This is a genomic window from Actinomycetes bacterium (assembly GCA_035506535.1).
Taxonomy (GTDB): Bacteria; Actinomycetota; Actinomycetes; order DATJPE01; family DATJPE01; genus DATJPE01.
Window position 1 is genome coordinate 1 of the sequence record DATJPE010000059.1, and the last position, 19,784, is coordinate 19,784.

Consider the following 19,784-nt stretch of genomic DNA (forward strand, 5'->3'; position numbering starts at 1 on the left):
CGAGGGGGTCGTGGTGCTGGCTCCACGCCGTCGTCCCGGCGAACAGGCCTGCCGCCACCGGTGCCGCCAGGGCCGCGGCCGACCAGCGGGCGCCCCGGCCGCGTGTCTCAGTCATCGGAGCCACCGTGGCCGTGGGAACCGCCGTCGTCAGACCCACCGTCGTCCCCCCCGTCGTCTCCCCCGGTCGAGCCGGCGGATCCGCTCGCTCCGGTGGTCGCGTGGGTCGTGGACGGCGTCGGCTTGGTCGGCGATGCCGCCGCGTGGTGCGTGGCGTGGTGGGGCGAGCGGGTGCGGGAGACCGCGGGCGACGCCACCGGCGCCGCGGCAGCGGCAGCGGCGCGCGCCTCCGCCTGTTGCTCCTGCTCGGCCTCGGCCTCGGCCGCTCGGGCGGCGAGGAGTCGCTCCTGCGCCGCTGTGAGCTGGGCCACGAGCGCTGCGGTCCGGTGGTCCATCCCGGCGAGCGAGCCCTCGAGCGTGGCGCGCTCGGCGGCGGCCGTGTCGGTCGCGGCAGAGCGGGGGCCGTCCGGGGTCGGGTCGGACGATGGGACCGATGCGGCCGCCGCGGCGGCTGCACCGAGCAGGCCGGTCGTGACGGCGGTCGTGACGACGATCCGAGGAGCACGTCTCATGGGATTCCTCCGCTGTGTTCGTGCCCCACTGTCGGCGCCGTGGATGGCCCACCAACAGATGGTTAGCGCGGCGTTAGCGAACCCCTGGAGGAACCTTCACCCACGATCACCGGTTCGGCCCCCTCGACCTCCCGCCCCATGTCTCGAATGAACGCGGCGTTCCTCCACTAGGTGTGCAGGAACGCCGCGTTCATTCGACAGCATGGGTGGGGTCAGGTGCGTTGGCTGCGGTAGTAGTCCCGCCAGATCAGGCGGTGGATCGGGATCCAACGCGGGATCGACCGGATGATCGGGATGAACGGCAGCAGCAGCAACCCGATCGAGAGGATCGCCATGATGTAGAAGATCACCGCGTCGGCGTTGTTGGTGAGGTAGTCGTTCGGGTTCGACGAGTTGAACTTCGGCAACTGGTACCAGAAGGAGTAGAGCCACAGCCATGCCTGGCCGGGGTAGCTGCCCGTCTCGTTCATCATCCCCCACGTGTTGCCCTGCAGGTGCGCCGCGGTGGCCGCGTCGTCGAGATAGGAACCGTCGCCCAGGAAGAGGATCTGCTTGGTGTAGTCGGTCTGGTAGAACTTGCCCTGCGACAGCAGGACCCCGTCGAGCGCACCGGATGCGGCCATGTTGGTCAGGCCCTGGGCGAGGGTGGGCACCGGCCCGAAGTCGCCTGACCCGACCTTGCTCAGGTCTCCGTTCGCCTTCGCGATCGCGTCGTCCAGGGCGGTCGCCCACTTCGTCTGCTGGTCCGCGGACGCCGCGAGCCAGGTCTTGAGCGCGGCGGCGACCGCGGCGGGCTGCTCCTGGGACTGCAGCGGCGTGATGACGAAGTCGGTCGCGGGGTCGACGGGGTGGGTCACGCCGAACCACTTCTGGGGCCGCAGCGGACCGACGTACAGCCCGTCGCTGGCGTTGTTGTACGGCGGCCCGTAGCCGGCGGAGTCGCTCGTCCCGGCGAGCTCGGAGACCGTCGTGGCGTAGAAGTCGTCCTTGGCGCTGGACGCCCAGCCCTTGAAGGTCAGCGCCTTGTCGTCCGGCGAGCCGAACAGCATCGCAAGCAGCAGGGTCAGCACCGCGACGACGACGATCGCGACGACGCCCTCCTTGACGATGTCGTAGCGCCGCCACGGTCCGGTCCACTCCGCCGCCGCGGGGTCGGCCGCCTTCCGCGCGCTCATGATCCACTCTCCTCGGACGTGACGGTCGGCTCGCCCGACGTGGCCACGGCAGCGGGTACGGCCACCGGGACGGCGCCGTGTGGCGGCACCGCCTCCATCGGCGGCACGACGCCGCGACGGCGGACGAGCAGGACGTGCCAGACGGTGATGACACCGACCACGAGCGGCAGCAGACACGCGTGGATGAGCAGGGTCTGGCCGAGGTTGGCGACGTTGAAGAAGGCCCCGATCCCCACCGCGTTGAGCCCGTCCTTGGCCTCGAAGGAGATCCACTGCGAGTCGAAGTTGGTCTGGATGAGGTAGCCGGTGAAGGCCGTCGCGAGCGAGGCCAGGAAGCACAACCCGCCGGTGAGCCAGGTCAGCCAGCGACGGCCTCGCCACGCAGCCATCCAGAACTTGCCCCACAGGTGGATCACCATGAACACGAAGAAGAGCTGGACGCTCCAGAAGTGCGTGCTGTTGGTGAAGTGCCCGAGGGAGGAGGTGTGATACCAGGCCGGTCCGGTGAAGGCGAGGACCAGGCCGGAGGCGAGGACCACGAGGAACGCGGCGATCGTCAGCACGCCGAACACGTAGATCCAGGAGGCGACGTACGCCGGCTGCCGGTCCGGCAGCAGCTTGTCCGGCGGCAGCTTGGACACCCAGGCGCGGCGAAGGCGAGCGGTCCACATGCGCGAGTCGGGGCCACCCTCTGGGGTCTCTGGCGCTCCGGTCGCGGGCAGGGTGGCGGTCATGACCCGTCCCGGTCCTTCGGGAAGGGCAGCAGGACCGCGAGGACGAAGACGGCGATCATGAGCAGGATCACCAGCAGGTTGGGCACCGAGATCGACAGCCAACCCCAGGTGAGGTAGTGCGCCGGGTGGTCCAGGTTGACCACGCTGGCGATCGGCACGCTGGTCCACGGCATGGGGACTCCTCATCTGTTGGTCCCCCGACCACGGCTTCGACGCGGTCAGTGGACCTCCGGGGAGCCAGCCACCGACAGGGACCGCCGTCGGACATGATCAGGACCTTGGTCCCTTGTCCCCTTCAACGACCCGGGGCCGCACCCATCGGTGCGGCCCCGGTCCTGCTCGTCGAGCGGCTACAGCTTGATCGGCCCCTGCTCGGCCTCCGCCAGCTCACGGAACTGAGTGGCGGCGCTTTGGCGACCGGGGAAGACGAAGCTCAGCACGACCCCGATGACGAAGATGAGGGCGACCGCCCAGGGGGCGTAGATGGTCGGCTTCGTCACCTTGTACACCGAACCGAAGATGGCGCCGCCGGTGACGAGGAGGGCGACCGCCACAGCCAGCCACACCGCCCACTGGCGCGGGTGGTCGCGAAGGCCCCGGATCGCACCGATCGACATGAGGAAGTAGATGACCACGAGGGCCAGCCCGCCGAAGGTGGAGAACCAGCTGAACATCGCGAGGTAGTGCGGCTGGTCCTTGATGGCGAACAGGCCGAGCGCCTGCTTGGTGAGCACGATGACGATCGCGTAGACGACGAGGACGAAGACGCTCGCGAGCAGCGGCGTCCCGCGCGAGGACACCTTGCCCAGCTGCTTCGGGAAGCGGTGGTCGCGAGCCATCGCGAAGAAGCCCCGCGAGGCGGCCACGGACACCCCGATGAGCACGGCCAGCATGTCGAGGACGACCACGAGCTCCATGAGCCGGCGGATGAACACCGAGCCGTAGCCGCCGTCCGCCGTGGGCGAGGCCAGCCCGAACAGGGGGGCGCCGACGTTCTTGCCCACCTCGTTGAGGCTGAAGTGGAAGCCGGCCACCTGTGCGTAGGTGCCGATGAGGTAGAAGCCGGCGATGGCCACGACGGCGATGAGCACCGCGCGCGGGATGTCGCGCTTGGGGTGCGCGGTCTCTTCGCCCAGGTTGGCCGCGGTCTCGAAGCCGGTGAACAGCAGCACGCCGTACAGCACGCCGAAGAGCACGCCGCTCCAGTGGCCGGGGGCGTTGTTCGGGTTCAGCGTCTTGGCCACGTTGTTGTGGCTGCCGACCTTCGCGATGACGTACAGGAAGAAGATCAGCACGACGGTGATCGAGAACATCGCGAGCACCAGCTGAGCCCGGGTCGACAGGGCGACGCCGTAGTAAAGGATGAACGTGATCAGGGCGAGCAGCAGGATGTCCCAGCCGGTCTTGGGGAGCAACGGGTGCCCGAACTCGCCCTCGAGGGTGTCGGAGATGGTGCCGCCCAGCATGACGAGCAGCCCGGCGCCGAGCGCCATGATGCCGATGTAGTAGAGGAAGCCGGCCGAGGCGCCCATGCGGGTCCCCAGGCCGTCGGTGACGTAGTCGTAGAGCGAGCCGGCTGCCTGGATGCGGCGCGCGTACTCCGCCACGATCCAGCTCAGTCCCAGCAGGCCGATCGCGGCCACGATGACCGCGAGCGGGGCGGCGATGCCGGCGCCCTTGCCCGTGGCGCTGGTGAGTCCCATGACGAGCGGCACCAGGAAGGCGATCGAGAAGACGGGACCCATGAACCCGACCGACTGCGCGATCGCGTCCACCAGGGTCAGCTTCTTGGCGCCGCCGAGGCGCTGGTACTGCTCTCCGACGTCCGTGCTTGACACCCCTGGACCTCCTCGTCCACGTGCCCTGATTCGTTCGAACCCGAACGATTTCGAGCAGAGTAGCGAGTGGAACGCCTCTCGTCACCCCCTTCGGAGCAGAAAAAATGGCCGGATCGTGACCGGGTGCCCGACCAGCCTGCCCGGCTATAGTTCGGAGCCGAACGATTGGAGGACCGTGGCACCGCGCTTCACGCTGATCCTGAGCGAGAACTGGACGATGACGTCGGGTCGCGACCTCCCGGTCCTCATCCGTTGGGCCCGCGAGGCCGAGGACGCCGGCTTCGACTCGGTGATGATCTCCGAGCACATCGTGCTGGGGCCGGGCGCGGGCGCGAACGGGGTGATGGCCAACCCGCGCGAGTACGCCCTGCCGGGCAACCAGGACCCCGCGACACCGTGGCCGAGCTCGCTCGTGCTGCTGTCGGCGATCGCGGCGGTGACCACGACGGTCCGGCTGGTCGCCGGCGCGGTCATCGCGCCGCTGCGCCACCCCCTGCTGCTCGCCCGCGAGCTCGGCAGCCTCGACCTGCTCTCCGGGGGGCGGCTCGTCGTGCTGCCCACGGTGAGCTGGCACGAGGAGGAGTACGTCGCACTCGGCGTACCGTTCCATCGGCGCGGGCGGCTGCTCGATGAGCACCTCGAGGTCTGGCGGCTCGCCTGGGGGGCCTCGCCGTTCTCCTACGAGGGCGAGCACTACCGCTTCCACGACGTCTACCTCGAGCCAGGGGCGTACTCCGAGACCGGCCCGCAGCTGTGGCTCGGCGGCGCCTCGATGACGCCGAAGGTGATCGACCGCGTGGTCCGCTACGGGCACGGGTTCAACCCGCTCGGCGTCCGTACCAACGAGGAGATGGCGACGCTGCGCGCCGCCCTGGCCGCCGCCGGCCGTGACCCGGCGTCCCTGGAGCTCATCGGCGGGACGCGGGCAGGCTTCCCCGACGCGACGAGCTGCGCCGACCTCGGTGAGGCGCTGGCCGGGATCCCCGCCCAGCAGGCGCAGGGGTACACCACGTTCTGCATCAAGCCGTCGCAGTTCATCGACGACCCGGACGGCGTGGGCGCCTTCTGCCGCGAGGTCGTACGGCGCGGGGAGGCGTTCGCATGAGGGCCTCGCCTCGCCCGCTGGTCGTCATCCCCGGCCGCTTCTCCGCCTCGGCGTCCGCGCTGCGCTACCGGGCGCTGGTGACCGCCCGGGCGCTTTCGGAGGCCGTCCTCGCGGCGGGCGGGGAGCCGCTCACGGTCCAGCCCTCGGCGCCCCGGGGCTCGGTGTCCGCGGGGGAGGTGGCCGAGCGGCTCGGCTTCGCCGACGCGGTGCTGCTGCCCGGCGGCGGGGACCTCCACCCGCGTCGCTACGGCCAGGACGTCGCCTCGGACGCGGTCTATGACGTCGACGACGAGCAGGACGCCTTCGACCTCGCCGTGGCCTCCTGGGCGCTGGAGGCCGGGATCCCGCTCCTCGCGGTGTGCCGAGGCCTGCACGTCGTCAACGTCGCGCTGGGCGGCGAGCTGGACCAGGACATGGCCTCGCCCCACCGCCACGTCGTCCACGAGGTGACCACCGAGCCGGGCTCCCTGCTGCACGCGGTGGTGGGACCGAGCGTGACCGCCTCCTGCTACCACCACCAGCGGGTCACCGCGCTGGGCACCGGGCTTCGGGCCAGCGGGCGGGCCGAGGACGGGACGCTCGAGGCGGCGGAGCTCGACGCCGCGCGGGGCTGGTTCCTCGGCGTGCAGTGGCATCCGGAGGACTCGTGGGAGCGGGACCCGGCGCAGCGCGCCGTCCTGGCCGCCCTCGTCGACGCCGCCCGCCGCCGACCCCCGACCTGATCGCTCGCCGGCTGACCCCCGGCGCCGAGCCCGCCGGCCGGTGGAGGCTTGACCCCCCGGAGCGCGTCCCCCTAGGCTACGTTTGGTCCCAAACGATTTGGGGGTGTGTGGTGTCCCAAGGCTTCTTCGGCCCGCGTACGGCCTCCGGCCGGGCGGCGTTGCTGCCCGACCCGCCGTGGTTCTACTCCGGTGACCTGCTGACCGTGGAGTACCGGGTCGACCCCGAACGGGTCCGTGAGCTGCTCCCCCACCCCCTCGAGCTGGCCGACGAGGACCCCGGCGCCGTCGCGTTCATCTGGGCCGACTGGCAGTCCTGCGGGAGCGACCGGGCACAGCTCCTCGACCCCGTGCTGGGGCAGTACAAGGAGGCCTTCGTCGTGGTGCGCTGCCGTTTCGGCGGGCAGACGTACAGCCGCTGCGTCTACATCTGGGTCGACACCGACTTCGCGATCGCCCGCGGGCTGCACCAGGGCTACCCCAAGAAGCTCGGCGCGATCCACCTGACGCGCCCCCATCCCTACGGCCCGGCGCCGCGCGTGGCCCCCGGGAGCCGCTTCGGCGCCTCGCTCGCCGCCTCCGACCGCCGGCTCGCCGAGGCGCAGATCACCCTGCTCGAGGAGGCGCCCGAGAACGGCTTCGTCAACGCCCACCCGATGGCGCACAACCGGTACGTCCGCGCGATCGACGACCCCTCGCGCTTCCGCCTCGACGAGATCATCGCGACCAGCGCGGCCGAGGCCGAGGGCGGGCCGGCGTACCGCGCGAGCGTCGACCACTTCGCGCTGTTCCCGTCGCCGACGGAGGAGCTCGACCTGCTCGCGCCGGAGGAGATCATCGGCGGCTACTACCGCCAGGTCGGCGTCGTCTGGAACGGCGGGCGGGTGCTGCACGACAACCTCGCCGACCAGCCCGAGGTGCAGCATGCCTGACCAGGTCAGCGTCGAGGGCGTGGCCGTCGACACGCGGCACTGGATCGGCGGGCAGCGCGTCGCCTCCGCCACGACCTTCACCGACGTCTCCCCGATCGACGAGCAGCCGCTGGCCGAGATCGCGTCGGCCGGGGCCGCCGAGGTCGACGCCGCGGTCACCTCGGCGCAGCGGGCGTTCCCCGCCTGGGCCGCGATGCCGCGAGACGAACGCGCCGACCTGCTCAACCGCGTCGCGGACGGCATCGACAAGCGGGCCGAGGAGCTCGCCGTCGTCGAGACGCGCGACAACGGCTCCCTCCTGCGCTCCCACCGGCGCAGCGTCATGCCGCGGGTCGGCATGAACTTCCGCTACTTCGCCGACCTGCTCCGCGAGCTCTCGCACCCCGACCGGGAGATCCGGGGACACCGGGAGCGCATCACCTGGGACCCCGCCGGGGTCACCGCGGTCATCACGCCGTGGAACGCACCGCTCATGCTGGCGACCTGGCGGATCGGGCCCGCGCTCGCCGCCGGCAACACCGTGGTCGCGAAGCCCCCGGAGTGGGCGCCGCTCACGGCCTCGCTGCTGGCCGACATCACCGCCGAGGCGGGGCTGCCCCCCGGCGTGTTCAACGTCGTCCAGGGGCTGGGACCCCAGGCGGGCGCCGCGCTCAGCGCCCACCCGGGGATCCGGCGGCTGTCCTTCACCGGGTCGGTCCCCACCGCCGGGAAGATCGCGGCGGCGGCGGCTCCGAACATCGTCCCGCTGTCCTTCGAGCTCGGTGGCAAGTCCCCGCTGCTGGTCTTCGCCGACGCGGACTTCGACCTCGCGGTGAGCCTCGCCGTGGAGCAGTTCGACAACGCCGGCCAGGTCTGCCTCGGGGCGTTTCGCATCCTCGTGGAGGACGCGATCGCGGACCGCTTCCTGGAGGCCGTCCTCGAGCGCGCCTCCCACGTGGTCCAGGGCGACCCGCGGGACGAGGCCACCGCGATCTCCTGCCTCGTCAGCCGCCCGCACTTCGAGCGGGTGGACGGGTTCGTCCAGCGGGCGATCGCCGACGGTGCTCGCCCGGTCCTCGGCGGCGGGCCCAACGACGAGCTGGGCGGGCTGTACTACCGCCCGACGGTCCTCGTCGCGACCGAGCCCGGTTCGGAGATCGTCACCGAGGAGGTCTTCGGCCCGGTCCTGACCGTCCAGACCTTCCAGGGCGAGGACCAGGCCGTCGCCATGGCCAACGACACCCGCTTCGGGCTGGCCGCGACCATGGTCACCGGTGACCCCGATCGGGCGGAGCGGGTCAGCGCACGGCTGTCCGCCGGGACGGTCTGGGTCAACTGCTTCTTCGTGCGCGACCTCGGAGCGCCTTTCGGCGGCAACGGGCAGTCGGGCATCGGTCGCGAGGGTGGCCTCCACTCCTTCGACTTCTACTGCGACATCAAGAACACCGTGTTCTCACCGACGGGGTGGACCGGCGGAGCCAAGGAGTGACGCATGGGTGAGGTTGTGGCCGCCGGCCTGCTGGCGCATGTACCGACGATCATGCTGCCGGAGCAGACCCGGCGGGAGCTGAACCACGGCGCGGACACCACGCTCGTGGCAGGCCTGGAACAGCTGCGCAAGGACGTGTTCGAGACCCTCGACTACGACACCGTGGTCGTGCTCGACTCCCACTGGTTCACGACGGTCGAGTTCGTCGTGACCGCGCAGGACCGCCGGGCCGGGCTGTTCACCGCCGAGGAGCTGCCGCGGGGAATGTGCCGGATCCCCTACGACTGGCGCGGGGACCCTGAGCTCGCGCACGCGATGGCCTCCTTCGGTCCCAAGCACAGCACGTGGGTCACCGCGATCGACGACCCGTACCTGCCGATGTACTACGCGACGCTCAACCTCTGGAAGTACCTCGGCGAGGGTCTCGACAAGCAGTGGGTCAGCGTCAGCACCTGCCAGACCGGGGAGACCGAGGACTTCCTGCGAGCCGGCCGCGCGCTCGGCGACGCCATCGAGGCGCTGGACCGCAGGGTCGTCCTCATCGCCTCCGGCGCGCTGTCGCACACCTTCTGGAAGCTGCGCCAGCTGCGCGACCACGAGGCCAGCGAGGCCTCGCACATCCGCACACCCGAGGCCTACGCCGCCGACCTCGAGCGGATGGCCTGGTTCGCCGAGGGCGACCACGCCCGGGTGCTCAAGACCATGCCGGACTTCATGAAGTTCCGGCCCGAGGCGATGTTCGCCCACTACCTGATGATGGCCGGGGCGCTCGGCGAGGAGCGGCTCACCGCGCGCTCGCGCCAGTACGGCGAGTACGAGAACTCCATCGGTACCGGTCAGGTCCACCTGTGGTTCGACCGCCCGACCGGCGGCTTCCCCCGTCCGGCCGAGACCCCGCCCGACCCCGAGTACGCCCGACAGGAGAGCGGACCCGACCTCGTCGCGGCCGGCTGACCCGGTCCCGTCGACACCAGCCCATCCACCAGACAGGGGACACCGTGACCGAGTACCGACGGATCCTGCTCGAGGGCGCAGAGGTCCTCGTCGTCCGCCGCGGCGACCAGCTCGTCGCGGCGGACGGGCGCAGCGTCGGCGTCGACGACGCCGTGCACCTGCCTCCGGTCGTCCCGACGAAGATCGTCGCGGTGCACCTCAACTACCTGAGCCGGGTGCACGAGTTCGGGACGCGGCTCCCGGCGGCGCCGACGTACTTCCACAAGCCCACGACCTCGCTCAACGCCCACAAGGGCGCCGTCGTGCGACCCGAGCGCTGCAAGTGGCTGAACTACGAGGGCGAGATCGCCATCGTGATCGGGAGGACGTGCCGCAACGTGTCGCCCGCGGCCGCGGGCTCCTACATCGCCGGGTACACCGTGGCCAACGACTACGGCCTGCACGACTTCCGCGACACCGACGCCGGGTCGATGCTGCGCGTCAAGGGCTCGGACACGTTGTGCCCGCTCGGTCCCGGGCTGGTCGACGACTGGGACTTCCACGGCAAGACGATCCGGACCTATGTCAACGGCGAGGTGAAGCAGGAGGCGAGCACCGACGAGATGGAGTGGGACATGCACTACCTCGTCGCCGACATCGCCCGCACCATCACGCTCCTGCCCGGCGACGTCCTGCTCTCCGGCACGCCGGCGAACTCGCGGACCGTCTACCCCGGCGACGTCGTCGAGGTCGAGGTCGAGGGCCTCGGGCGGCTGACCAACCACATCGTCAGCGGACCGGTCCCGATCCGTGACGACTGCGGTGCGCAGCCGACCGAGAGCGACGAGGTTCTCTCCACCGCCATGGGCGGCGACTGGCCCAAGCGCGGCAAGGTCCAGGTCTGACCGTCGGCGCCCTCGCCCGGCGCGTCAACGACGGGTGGCAGCGCCCTCCTCGGCGAGCAGTGACGTCACGATCTGGCGCACCTTGAGGGCGGCCACGTCGGCCTGGACGTTGACCCCGGCGCCCGGCCCGTCCCGGTCGATGACGCGTTGCATCGTCTCCATCGCCGAGCTCACCCTCAGGTAGTACGAGGTGAACATGCGCTCGAGGTGGTCGGTGGTCGCGGCGTCGTCGACGGCGAAGTCGCGGCTGACCCGCCACATCAGCCGAGAGGTCCCGCGGTCGACGGGCAGCACGAGCTGGGTGAAGCGCATCCGCGCCGGAGGCGCCCCGTCCTCCGGCAGCACGTCCCAGTGGTCGACCCAGACGGCCGGGGACAGGAAGTGGCCCTCCTGACGGTGCACGAGCTCCTCGTCGGCCCGCCGGCCGAGGGCACGTGCCTGCCAGCCCGGCAGCGGGCCAGCGGGGAAGGTGCGCGAGAGCGACACGGTCGTCTCGCTCACCACGACGTCCAACGGCGGCGGCTGGGCGAGCAGGACGGCTGGCGACACGTCAGGGGCGAGTACCGGGATCTGCGTCACGTCGGCGAAGCTCTCGTGCAGGAGCAGGAAGCCCGCTGCGACGTCCTGCTCGCCGCCGACGCTCCCCCACGCGTCGTCGTCGAGCCAGTCCAGGTCCGGCAGCCGGTGCAGCGGGGCTCGGCCTGGCTCGCCGAGCCACACCCACACCAGGCCGTTCTCCTCGCGGACCGGGTAGACCGGCACCGACGCGCCGTACGGCACCCGGGTCTGCGTCGGGACGCTGACGCATCGCCCGCGGGCGTCGTAGGCGAAGCCGCACAGGCCGCAGCGCACGAGGTCGCCATCGAGACGGCCGGCACTGAGCGGGTACGGCCGGTGGGCGCAGCGGTCCTCGAGGGCCACCACCTCCCCGCCGGTCCCGCGGAACAGCACGAGCGGGCGGTCCCCCGCCCGCCAGGCGGTCAGCTCACGGCCGATGCCGGCCGACGCCGTGAGGGCGTACCAGCAGTCGGTCGGCACCTCGGCGCTCGGGCGGGGGCGACCCAGCCGCGGTCGTGTCATCGCTGCGGACCCTTCGTCACAGGTCGAGGGTGAGTCGGTCGGAGCGGCAGCGCGAGACGCAGATCATCATGCTCTCGTTCGCCGCGCGCTCGTCGTCGCTGAGGATCGAGTCCCGGTGGTCCACGTCGCCGTCGAGGACGACCTGCTCGCAGGTGCCGCAGATCCCCTCGTGGCAGGAGCCGAGGATGCTGACCCCCGCGTCCTGCACGACGTCGAACACCGACTTGTCCGGTGGGACCGTCAGGGTGAGCCCGGAGCGCGCGAGCACCAGCTCGAACGCGTGCTCCTGCCGCGCCTCGGTCACCTTGGCCGCGAACCGCTCGAGGTGCAGCGACCCGGCCGGCCAGGACGCGCACCGCTGCTCCACCGCGGCGAGCAGCCCCTCGGGGCCGCAGCAGTAGACAAGGGTCTGTGGTTGCGGCGTCCCGAGCAGCCCGTCGAGATCCGGGAAGCCCGCCTCGTCCTGCGGGACGAGGCTGACCTTGTCGCCGTACGCCGAGAGCTCGTCGGTGAACGCCATCGAGGCCCGCGAGCGGCCGCCGTAGACCAGCCGCCAGTCGGCCCCTGCCGCCTCCGCCTCGGCGATCATCGGAAGCATCGGCGTGATCCCGATGCCACCAGCGATGAACAGGTAGCGCGGCGCGGACACCAGGGGGAAGTGGTTGCGCGGACCGCGCACGCGCACCCGGTCCCCAGCCGACAGCTCGTGGACCTTGACCGACCCGCCCCGGCTGTCGGGCGCCTTCAGCACGCCCACCCGGATCGTGTGGCTGTCCGAGGGGCTGCCGCACAGGGAATACTGGCGCACCAGGTCCGGCGCGAGGACCAGGTCGACGTGCGCACCCGGTGTCCACGGCGGCAGGGCGTCCCCGTCGGGGTCGGACAGGGTGAGGGCGACGACGTCCTCGGCGACGTGGTCCACCGCGTCGACCACGAGGTCCCCCTCGTGCTCCCGCAGCGTGGTGACGGTGCCGGTCACGCGATACCCCGCCTCACGCGACCTTGACGCGCACGGGGAAGCGCTTGACCCCGTTGACGAAGTTGCTCCGGACGCGGACGATCTCGCCGGACTGCTCGATCGACGCCAGCCGCGGCAGCAGGGTCTCGAACATGATCCGGATCTCCATGCGGGCCAGGTTCGCCCCGAGGCAGGTGTGGGGCCCCTTGCCGAAGGTCATGTGGTCGTTCGGGTAGCGCGTGAGGTCCAGGGTGTACGGGTCGGTGAACGCCGCGTCGTCGCGGTTGCCCGACGCGAACCAGGTGACGACCTTGTCGCCCGCCTTGATCTGCTGGCCGTGCATCTCGACGTCCCGGGTGGCCGTCCGGCGGAAGTGGTACACGGGTGAGGCGTAACGGAGCAGCTCCTCGACGGCGACCTGGCCCTTGTCCGGGTTGTCCCGCAGGTAGGCCAGTTGGTCAGGGTTGTCCATCAGCGCCTTCATCGCATGGCTGATGGCCTGCCGGGTCGTCTCGTTGCCGGCGACCACGAGCAGCAGGAAGTAGTTGTCGAAGTCGGTCGAGGAGAGCGGGACGCCGTCCTCGGGTATGCGGTTGACCAGCTTGCTGACCAGGTCCTCGCCCTCGCCCCCACGCCGCTCGGCGGCCAGCTGGCGGCCGTACTCGAAGATCTCCATCGACGCCGGCGAGCGGAAGGGCAGGTGCGAGTACTGCTCGGCCTCCGGGCTGTCGATGAGGACGCGTGCGTAGTCGGGGTCCGTGGCGCCGACGATCTCGTTGCCCCACGAGATGAGCTGCGGGGTGAAGTCCTCGGGCACGTCGAGCAGCCGGGCCAGCACCTGGATCGGGTAGTCGGCGGCGATGGCGTCGACGAAATCGAACTCCTCCTGCCGCAGCGCGCTGTCGACGGTCAGCTGGGCGAGCCCGCGCAGGAAGTCCTCGTAGCGGCGAAGCGACGCTGCGCTGAAGTCGCGCATGAGGAGCTTTCGAAGGGCCTGGTGGCGCGGTCCGTCGGTCTCCAGCATCGAGCGGCGCAGGTCCATGTACTCCTCGGGCGGCTCCTCGAGGTTGACGAAGCGCTCCGAGGTGAACATCTCCGGGTTCTTGTCCACCTCGACGATGTCCTCGAACCTCGTCACCGACCAGAAACCGCGGTTGCCGCCCGGCTCGGGGTTCCAGTGCACGGGAGCCTCGCGCCGCAGCGTGTCGAACATCCCCCACGCCTCGTTGCGGACGAAGACCTCGAGGTCGGCCAGGTCGACCTCGCTCAGGGGGACCGGGTCGTGCTGCATGAGGGGCTCCTCGGCTGGTTCGGCGGGTTCGGCGGGACGTGCGTGAGTCGACAGGGCTACAGGTGGTAGGAGTACTCGCGGAACTCCCAGTCGGTGACGAAGCGCTCGAAGCGCTCCACCTCGTTGCGTTTGTACGCGAGGAACGCCGTGACGAAGAACTCGCCGAGCACCTCGGCGAGGTCGGTGTCGGCCTCGAGGGCGTCGAGCGCGGCCGGGAGCGTCTGCGGCAGCATGGGCGAGATCTCGGGGTTGTAGCCGTAGCCCTCCAGCGGGGCCGGCAGCTCGACCTTGTCGCGGATGCCGAGGTAGCTGGCGGCACCCATGGCGGCGATGATCAGGTACGGGTTGGCGGTGGCGTCCCCCAGCCGTACCTCCATCCGCGAGCTCTGACCGCGCTCCGGCGGGATGCGCACCATGGCGCTGCGGTTGTCCAGGCCCCAGTCGATGAGCCAGGGCGCCAGGCTGTCCGGGCCGAAGCGCTTGTAGGAGTTGATGGTCGGGTTCGCGAGCGCGGCCAGCGCCGGCGCGTGCTGAAGCACGCCGGCGATGGCGTGGCGGCCCACGTCCGAGAGGCCGTACTCCCCATCCGGGTCCCCGAAGACGTTGGTGCCCGAGGCGTGGGCGAGGGAGATGTGCAGGTGGAAGCCCGAGCCGCCCTCGTCGTTGAAGGGCTTCGCCATGAAGGTCGCGAGCTTGCCCTCGTGGCGCGCGATCTCCTGTACGGCCGACTTCATCCGAAACGCGCGGTCGGAGGCGTCGACGATCTCGCTGTGGTTCAGGTTCACCTCGAACTGACCGGCACAGAACTCGTGGTTGGCCGCGGTCACCTGCAGCCCGGCCTCGCGCATCTCGCGCAGCGTGCGCAGCAACAGTCCACCGGGGTCGCCCTTGCGGCCGACGACGTAGACGTTGCCGGGGCTGTCGGCGTAACGCGCGTAGCCGGGCTGGCGCGACCCGTCCGGCTCGCAGACGTAGTACTCCAGCTCCGGGCCGACGACCGCGTGGACACCGAGCTCCGCGAGGCGGTCGGCCACGCGTCGCACCACGTTGCGGGGCGCCTCCGGCACCGGGGTCCCGTCGGCGAGGAAGGCGTCGCCGAGGCAGCCCATCACCCCCGGCTCCCAGGGCAGTGGCTGAAGGGTCGAGAAGTCTGGGCGGACGAGGACGTCCGGCAGGCCGGCCTCGATGCCGCCCGGCATCGGGACGACGTCGCCCATGGGGGTCACGTGGTAGACACCCCGGCTGAAGGCCAGCCCGTGACCGACCGCGTTGGGCAGCTCGTCGATGAGCACGTCGCGGCCCCGGTCCACCCCGATGAGGTCGGAGTAGGAGATCCGCACGATGTCGATGCCACGCGCGCGGAGGGTCTCCACGACCTCGGTGACGTTCTGGTCCTGACTGGCCACGGAGCCTCCCAAAGTCGTTAGGGCCCAAACCATAATGGGGGCCCCTGGCCCTGACAAGAGGGTCGGGACAAGATAGTTTGTAGCCAAACGGTCTACCCCAGGGCGAGGAGGTCAGGGGTGCGAGCGCTGTTCGTGCAGCAGGACCACGTCTCACCGGTCGGCCCCGTGGGGGCCGCGTTCGCCGACCGCGGCTACGACGTGAGCGAGCTGCTGGTCGTGCCCGAGGAGCACTTCCACGCGCCGTCGGTGACGGCGGACTTCCCCGATCCGCGGGACGTCGACGTCGTCGTGGCGATGGGCGCCCCGTGGTCGGTCTACGACCACGACCGGATCGGGTCGTGGGTGTTCGACGAGATGGACTTCCTGCGCGCCGCCCACGAGACGGGCGTCCCCGTCCTGGGGATCTGCTTCGGCGCGCAGGCGCTGGCGGGCGCGCTGGGGGGCGAGGTCGTCCCCGCGGCGCGGCCCGAGGTGGGCTGGACCCTCGTCCGCACCGAGCGCCCCGACCTGGTCGAGGCCGGGCCGTGGTTCCAGTGGCACGGTGACCGCTGGGTGCTGCCGTCGCACGTGTCCGCGTTCGCGACGACCGACGTCGCCGAGCAGGCCTTCACCCTGGGGCGTTCGCTCGGCGTGCAGTTCCACCCTGAGATCACCCCCACGATGCTCGCCGGGTGGCTGGCCAACGGCGGCGACGCGCAGGCGCGCCGGCTCGGCTACGACCCCGACGAGCTGCTGCGGGTCACGAGGCGCACGGCCCCCGAGGCGGAGGCACGCGCCCGCCGGCTGGTCGAGCGCTTCCTGGACGTGGTCGCCACCAACGACGTGCCCGCGGGACGGCGACTCCGATGACACCGCGGGGCACTGTGCCCACCGAGGCGCCCGGCTCGACGTCGGCGACGTGCGACCCGAGGCTCTGCCCCTGCACGGACGGGTCGTGCACACTGAGCCGGGTGGCCCGAGCGCTGAACGGGGACGGTACGTCCGGAGGAGAGCGGACCCTGTCCGCGACGGAGCAGGCGGTCACCGACCGGCTGGCTCCCATGGCACTGGACATGGCGGCGATGGCGGCGGTCAGCAACCTCTACCGGGCAGCGGGCGCGATCCGGAACAACTTCGAGCGGACCGTGCTCGCGCCGCACGACCTCACGTGGACCGGCTGGGTCGTCCTGTGGGTGGTGTGGATCTGGGAGGACATCGAGGCCCGCCACGTCGCGGCCGAGGCCGGCATCTCCAAGGGCACCCTCACCGGGGTGGCCGGGACCCTCGAGCGACGCGGCCTGCTGGACCGCCGCACCCACCCGGAGGACGCCCGACGGCAGCTGATCAGCCTCACGGCCGACGGCCAGGCCCTCATGGCCGAGCTGTTCCCCCTCTTCAACGCCCAGGAGGCGCATGTCGTGGCCCCCCTGTCGGCGCAGGAGATCCAGGTGCTCACGACCGCGCTGCGCAAGATGGTGATCGCCCTGGAGGACTCGGACGGCGTCGCCGGCTGAGCCCGTCCCGCCACGCCGCGGGACCTTGGACCGCGGTCTTCCGCGGATCGCCTGAGCAGACTGAGCGCCATGGTGGCGCTGGTCGCGGTGGTCGTCCTCGCGATCGCCTTCGACTTCACCAACGGGTTCCACGACTCCTCCAACGCCATCGCGGCCCCGGTGGCGACTCAGGCGATGCGACCCGTCCAGGCAGTGACCCTCGCCTCCGTCTTCACCCTGCTCGGCCCGGTGCTGGCCGGCACGGCGGTGGCCGACACGGTCGGGGGGATGGTGAGCGTGGGCGCCTCCGACGTCCTGGGGATCCTGTTCGCGGCGCTGCTGGCGGCGGTGGCGTGGAACCTGGCCACCTGGCGCTGGGGGCTCCCCTCGTCGTCCTCGCACGCCCTGGTCGGCGGTCTCGTCGGCGCCGCCCTGGTGGTCGGCGGGGTCGAGGCCGTGCACTGGGGCGGGCTGGACGGCTTGCGCCCGGTCGGCGTACTCGGTGTCCTGCTCGCTCTGGCGGTCTCCCCCGCCATCGGCGCTCTGGCGGGCTGGGCCGTCGAGGCGGCGACCCGACGAAGCCTGCGGCGCGGCGGCCGCCGGTTGAAGAGGCCCATCCTGCGGGGGGAGTGGGCCTCCTCGGCGGCCCTCGCCTTCGCCCATGGGACCAACGACGCGCAGAAGACGATGGGACTGATCACCTTGGCCCTGGTCACCGCGGGAAGCATCCCGTCGTTCGTGGTGCCGCTATGGGTGAAGGTGGTCTGCGGCGCCGCGCTCACCGTCGGCACCGCGTTCGGCGGGTGGCGCATCGCGCACACGATCGGGCGCGGGATCTATCGCATCCGCCCGCTCGACGGCCTGGTCAGCCAGGGTGCCAGCACCCTGGTGATCGGCGGTGCCGCCATGCTCGGAGGGCCGGTGAGCACCACGCACGTCGTGGCCTCGTCGGTGGTGGGCGTGGGGATCGAGCGGCGACGGCGCCACGTCCGCTGGGCGGTGGTGCAGGAGATCCTGCTCGCCTGGCTGGTCACGATGCCCGCGTGCGCGGCCATGGCCGCCGCCGTGGCCGTGGTTGAGAGGATGCTCTCGTGAGGCAGCACTGGTTCCTGCCGGAGACCCCCGACGTGCAGGCGACCCTGCTCGAGCAGGCCGACGTCACGATCTCGGGCGGGCTGGCCTTCGCGGCGTGGGCCGACGGCGACGCCGCGCAGGAGGCGACCGTGCGCGCCGCCGAGCACGAGGCGGACGCGGTCCGTCGACGGCTGACCCGTCAGCTGCGCGAGGCGTTCAGCACCCCGCTGGACCAGGAGGACCTGTTCGCGCTGTCCGAGAACCTCGACGCGGTGCTGAACGCCATCAAGAACCTCGTGCGCGAGGCGGACGTCCTCGAGGTGGCGCCCGACGAGGCCGTGGCGACGATGGCCGGCCAGCTGCTGGACGGCCTGCGACACCTGCGCGCCGCGTTCGAGGTGCTGACCAGTGACGCCGACGCCGCCACCCGCGAGGCCGACGAAGCCGTGTCGTGCGAGCGGGCGATGGAGAAGAGCTACCGCACCGCGATGCGCGAGCTGCTCGCCCTCGAGGACCTGCGCTTGGTCGTGGCCCGCCGCGAGCTCTACCGCCGCCTGCTCGAGGCCGGCGAGCGGCTCGCCGCCGTCGCCGAGCGCGTCTGGTACGCCGTCGTCAAGGAGGCCTGAGCGCGTCGGGCCGGCCAGAGCCGCCGCTCAGCCCTGGACGATCAGCGGCGCACCGGTCGCCGCGCGCACGTCCTCGACGGCGACGCCCGGAGCCGTCTCCCGAAGCACCAGCCCGTCACCCGTCACGTCGATGACCGCGAGGTCGGTGACGATCCGGTCGACGACGGCCTTGCCCGTGAGCGGGAGCGAGCACTGCTCGACGATCTTGTGGGAGCCGTCCTTCGCGACGTGCTCCATCATCACGATCACCCGCTTGGCGCCATGAACGAGGTCCATCGCTCCGCCCATGCCCTTGACCATCTTGCCGGGGATCATCCAGTTGGCGATGTCGCCTCCGCTGCTGACCTGCATGGCCCCGAGCACGGCAGCGTCGATGTGCCCTCCCCGGATCATCCCGAAGGACGTGGCCGAGTCGAAGAAGCTCGCACCCGGCAGCACCGTCACGGTCTCCTTGCCGGCGTTGATGAGGTCGGGGTCGACGTCCTCCTCGCCCGGGTACGGGCCGGTGCCGAGGATCCCGTTCTCCGACTGGAGCACGACGGTGACGCCGTCGGGCAGGAAGTTGGGGACCAGCGTCGGCAGGCCGATGCCCAGGTTGACGTACTCGCCGTCGCTGAGCTCCCGCGCGACGCGGGCGGCCAGCTCCTCGCGGGTGAGCGCCATCTCAGGCCCCCTTGCGCACGGTGCGGCGTTCGATGCGCTTGTCGAGCGCCTGCTCGGCAGTGAGCGGCACGACGCGCTGCACGAAGATCCCCGGCGTGTGGATGTTCTGCGGGTCGATCTCCCCCGGCTCCACCAGCTGTTCGACCTCCGCGATGGTGACCCGCCCGGCGGCGGCCGCGAGGGGGTTGAAGTTGCGGGCCGACTTCTCGTACACGAGGTTGCCCTGCCGGTCCCCGACGGCTGCGCGCACGAGGGCGAAGTCGGTGACGATGCCGCGCTCGAGGACGTAGTCCTTGCCGTCGAAGGCCCGCGTCTCCTTGGGTGGGCTGGCCTTCGCGACCGAGCCGTCCGGGCCGTAGCGCCAGGGCATCCCGCCCTCCGCGACCTGGGTGCCCACCCCGGCAGGGGTGTAGAACGCCGGGATCCCGGCGCCGCCGGCACGCATGCGCTCGGCCAGCGTGCCCTGGGGGATCAGCTCGACCTCCAGCTCGCCGGCGAGGTACTGCCGCTCGAACTCCTTGTTCTCCCCCACATAGGAGGAGGTCATCCGCGCGATGCGCCGCTCGGCGAGCAGCACGCCGAGACCCCAGTCGTCGACGCCGCAGTTGTTCGACACGACGTCGAGACCAGAAATCCCGTGGTCCAGGAGCGCCTGGATCAGCACCGACGGGATGCCGCAGAGCCCGAATCCGCCGACGGCGAGGGAGTCGCCGTCCCTGATGTCGGCGACCGCCTCGGCCGCCGACGCGACCACCTTGTCCAGCGCCATGCCACCC

21 protein-coding genes are annotated in these 19,784 nt (G+C 71.3%); 10 read left to right on the plus strand and 11 right to left on the minus strand.

The annotated features are described in order from the left end of the window. Window positions 1-107 precede the first annotated feature (107 nt). The 5 genes from VMI11_08220 to VMI11_08240 all read right to left on the minus strand — a co-directional run bounded on the left by VMI11_08220 (window position 108) and on the right by VMI11_08240 (window position 4,376). Window positions 108-629, minus strand: a complete 522-nt coding sequence (locus tag VMI11_08220) for a hypothetical protein (protein HTY72395.1) — start codon at window positions 627-629, stop codon at window positions 108-110. A 212-nt stretch (window positions 630-841) separates the two neighbouring features. Continuing rightward, the gene (locus VMI11_08225) at window positions 842-1,804 is read right to left on the minus strand and encodes a hypothetical protein (GenBank protein ID HTY72396.1); all 963 of its coding nucleotides are present in this window, start codon (window positions 1,802-1,804) and stop codon (window positions 842-844) included. After that, window positions 1,801-2,538, minus strand: a complete 738-nt coding sequence (locus VMI11_08230) for a cytochrome b N-terminal domain-containing protein (protein HTY72397.1) — start codon at window positions 2,536-2,538, stop codon at window positions 1,801-1,803. Before VMI11_08230 ends, VMI11_08225 begins: the two co-directional genes overlap by 4 nt. Then, window positions 2,535-2,711, minus strand: coding sequence for a hypothetical protein (locus tag VMI11_08235; protein ID HTY72398.1), 177 nt, complete (start codon window positions 2,709-2,711; stop codon window positions 2,535-2,537). Before VMI11_08235 ends, VMI11_08230 begins: the two co-directional genes overlap by 4 nt. A gap of 177 nt (window positions 2,712-2,888) precedes the next feature. Then, on the minus strand, window positions 2,889-4,376 hold the full coding sequence (locus tag VMI11_08240; GenBank protein HTY72399.1) for an APC family permease: 1,488 nt from the start codon (window positions 4,374-4,376) through the stop codon (window positions 2,889-2,891). Between the two features lie 175 nt (window positions 4,377-4,551). Here VMI11_08240 and VMI11_08245 point away from each other — a divergent pair, with 175 nt between their 5' ends. The 6 genes from VMI11_08245 (at window position 4,552) to VMI11_08270 (ending at window position 10,438) form a co-directional block, all read left to right on the plus strand. After that, the gene (locus VMI11_08245) at window positions 4,552-5,481 is read left to right on the plus strand and encodes a TIGR03619 family F420-dependent LLM class oxidoreductase (GenBank protein HTY72400.1); all 930 of its coding nucleotides are present in this window, start codon (window positions 4,552-4,554) and stop codon (window positions 5,479-5,481) included. Next, window positions 5,478-6,203 (plus strand): gamma-glutamyl-gamma-aminobutyrate hydrolase family protein, encoded by a 726-nt coding sequence (locus VMI11_08250; GenBank protein ID HTY72401.1) that lies wholly within the window; start codon window positions 5,478-5,480, stop codon window positions 6,201-6,203. The genes VMI11_08245 and VMI11_08250 overlap by 4 nt, the downstream gene beginning before the upstream one ends. 110 nt (window positions 6,204-6,313) lie before the next feature. After that, window positions 6,314-7,132, plus strand: a complete 819-nt coding sequence (locus VMI11_08255; GenBank protein HTY72402.1) for an acetoacetate decarboxylase family protein — start codon at window positions 6,314-6,316, stop codon at window positions 7,130-7,132. After that, window positions 7,125-8,600, plus strand: a complete 1,476-nt coding sequence (locus tag VMI11_08260) for an aldehyde dehydrogenase (GenBank protein ID HTY72403.1) — start codon at window positions 7,125-7,127, stop codon at window positions 8,598-8,600. Before VMI11_08255 ends, VMI11_08260 begins: the two co-directional genes overlap by 8 nt. A 3-nt stretch (window positions 8,601-8,603) precedes the next feature. Next, the gene (locus VMI11_08265; GenBank protein HTY72404.1) at window positions 8,604-9,554 is read left to right on the plus strand and encodes a 3,4-dihydroxyphenylacetate 2,3-dioxygenase; all 951 of its coding nucleotides are present in this window, start codon (window positions 8,604-8,606) and stop codon (window positions 9,552-9,554) included. 44 nt (window positions 9,555-9,598) lie between these two features. Then, entirely contained in the window at window positions 9,599-10,438 is an 840-nt protein-coding gene (locus VMI11_08270; protein HTY72405.1) for a fumarylacetoacetate hydrolase family protein, read from the plus strand. Window positions 10,439-10,462: 24 nt separating this feature from the next. Here the strand turns inward: VMI11_08270 and VMI11_08275 are convergent, their stop codons facing one another. Genes VMI11_08275 through VMI11_08290 form a run of 4 tightly spaced genes read right to left on the minus strand, consistent with a single transcriptional unit; the run spans window position 10,463 to window position 15,173 of the window. Further along, on the minus strand, window positions 10,463-11,518 hold the full coding sequence (locus tag VMI11_08275) for a Rieske 2Fe-2S domain-containing protein (GenBank protein HTY72406.1): 1,056 nt from the start codon (window positions 11,516-11,518) through the stop codon (window positions 10,463-10,465). Window positions 11,519-11,534: 16 nt separating this feature from the next. Beyond that, window positions 11,535-12,497, minus strand: coding sequence for a PDR/VanB family oxidoreductase (locus VMI11_08280; protein ID HTY72407.1), 963 nt, complete (start codon window positions 12,495-12,497; stop codon window positions 11,535-11,537). A gap of 13 nt (window positions 12,498-12,510) precedes the next feature. Further along, on the minus strand, window positions 12,511-13,767 hold the full coding sequence (locus VMI11_08285; GenBank protein HTY72408.1) for a cytochrome P450: 1,257 nt from the start codon (window positions 13,765-13,767) through the stop codon (window positions 12,511-12,513). Window positions 13,768-13,823: 56 nt separating this feature from the next. Beyond that, window positions 13,824-15,173: a glutamine synthetase family protein gene (locus VMI11_08290; protein HTY72409.1), complete on the minus strand. Its 1,350-nt coding sequence runs from the start codon at window positions 15,171-15,173 to the stop codon at window positions 13,824-13,826. A gap of 117 nt (window positions 15,174-15,290) precedes the next feature. Here VMI11_08290 and VMI11_08295 point away from each other — a divergent pair, with 117 nt between their 5' ends. The 4 genes from VMI11_08295 to VMI11_08310 all read left to right on the plus strand — a co-directional run bounded on the left by VMI11_08295 (window position 15,291) and on the right by VMI11_08310 (window position 18,345). Further along, window positions 15,291-16,022: a gamma-glutamyl-gamma-aminobutyrate hydrolase family protein gene (locus tag VMI11_08295; protein ID HTY72410.1), complete on the plus strand. Its 732-nt coding sequence runs from the start codon at window positions 15,291-15,293 to the stop codon at window positions 16,020-16,022. 101 nt (window positions 16,023-16,123) lie between these two features. Then, window positions 16,124-16,666 carry a MarR family winged helix-turn-helix transcriptional regulator gene (locus VMI11_08300; GenBank protein HTY72411.1) on the plus strand — a complete coding sequence of 181 codons (543 nt, stop codon included), beginning with the start codon at window positions 16,124-16,126 and terminating at the stop codon, window positions 16,664-16,666. A gap of 69 nt (window positions 16,667-16,735) precedes the next feature. Continuing rightward, on the plus strand, window positions 16,736-17,740 hold the full coding sequence (locus VMI11_08305; protein HTY72412.1) for an inorganic phosphate transporter: 1,005 nt from the start codon (window positions 16,736-16,738) through the stop codon (window positions 17,738-17,740). Further along, window positions 17,737-18,345: a DUF47 family protein gene (locus tag VMI11_08310; protein ID HTY72413.1), complete on the plus strand. Its 609-nt coding sequence runs from the start codon at window positions 17,737-17,739 to the stop codon at window positions 18,343-18,345. Before VMI11_08305 ends, VMI11_08310 begins: the two co-directional genes overlap by 4 nt. Window positions 18,346-18,372: 27 nt before the next feature. Here the strand turns inward: VMI11_08310 and VMI11_08315 are convergent, their stop codons facing one another. Both VMI11_08315 and VMI11_08320 read right to left on the minus strand, forming a co-directional pair. Further along, window positions 18,373-19,008: a CoA transferase subunit B gene (locus tag VMI11_08315; GenBank protein ID HTY72414.1), complete on the minus strand. Its 636-nt coding sequence runs from the start codon at window positions 19,006-19,008 to the stop codon at window positions 18,373-18,375. A 1-nt stretch (window position 19,009) separates the two neighbouring features. Beyond that, the gene (locus tag VMI11_08320; protein HTY72415.1) at window positions 19,010-19,771 is read right to left on the minus strand and encodes a CoA transferase subunit A; all 762 of its coding nucleotides are present in this window, start codon (window positions 19,769-19,771) and stop codon (window positions 19,010-19,012) included. Window positions 19,772-19,784: the final 13 nt, after the last annotated feature.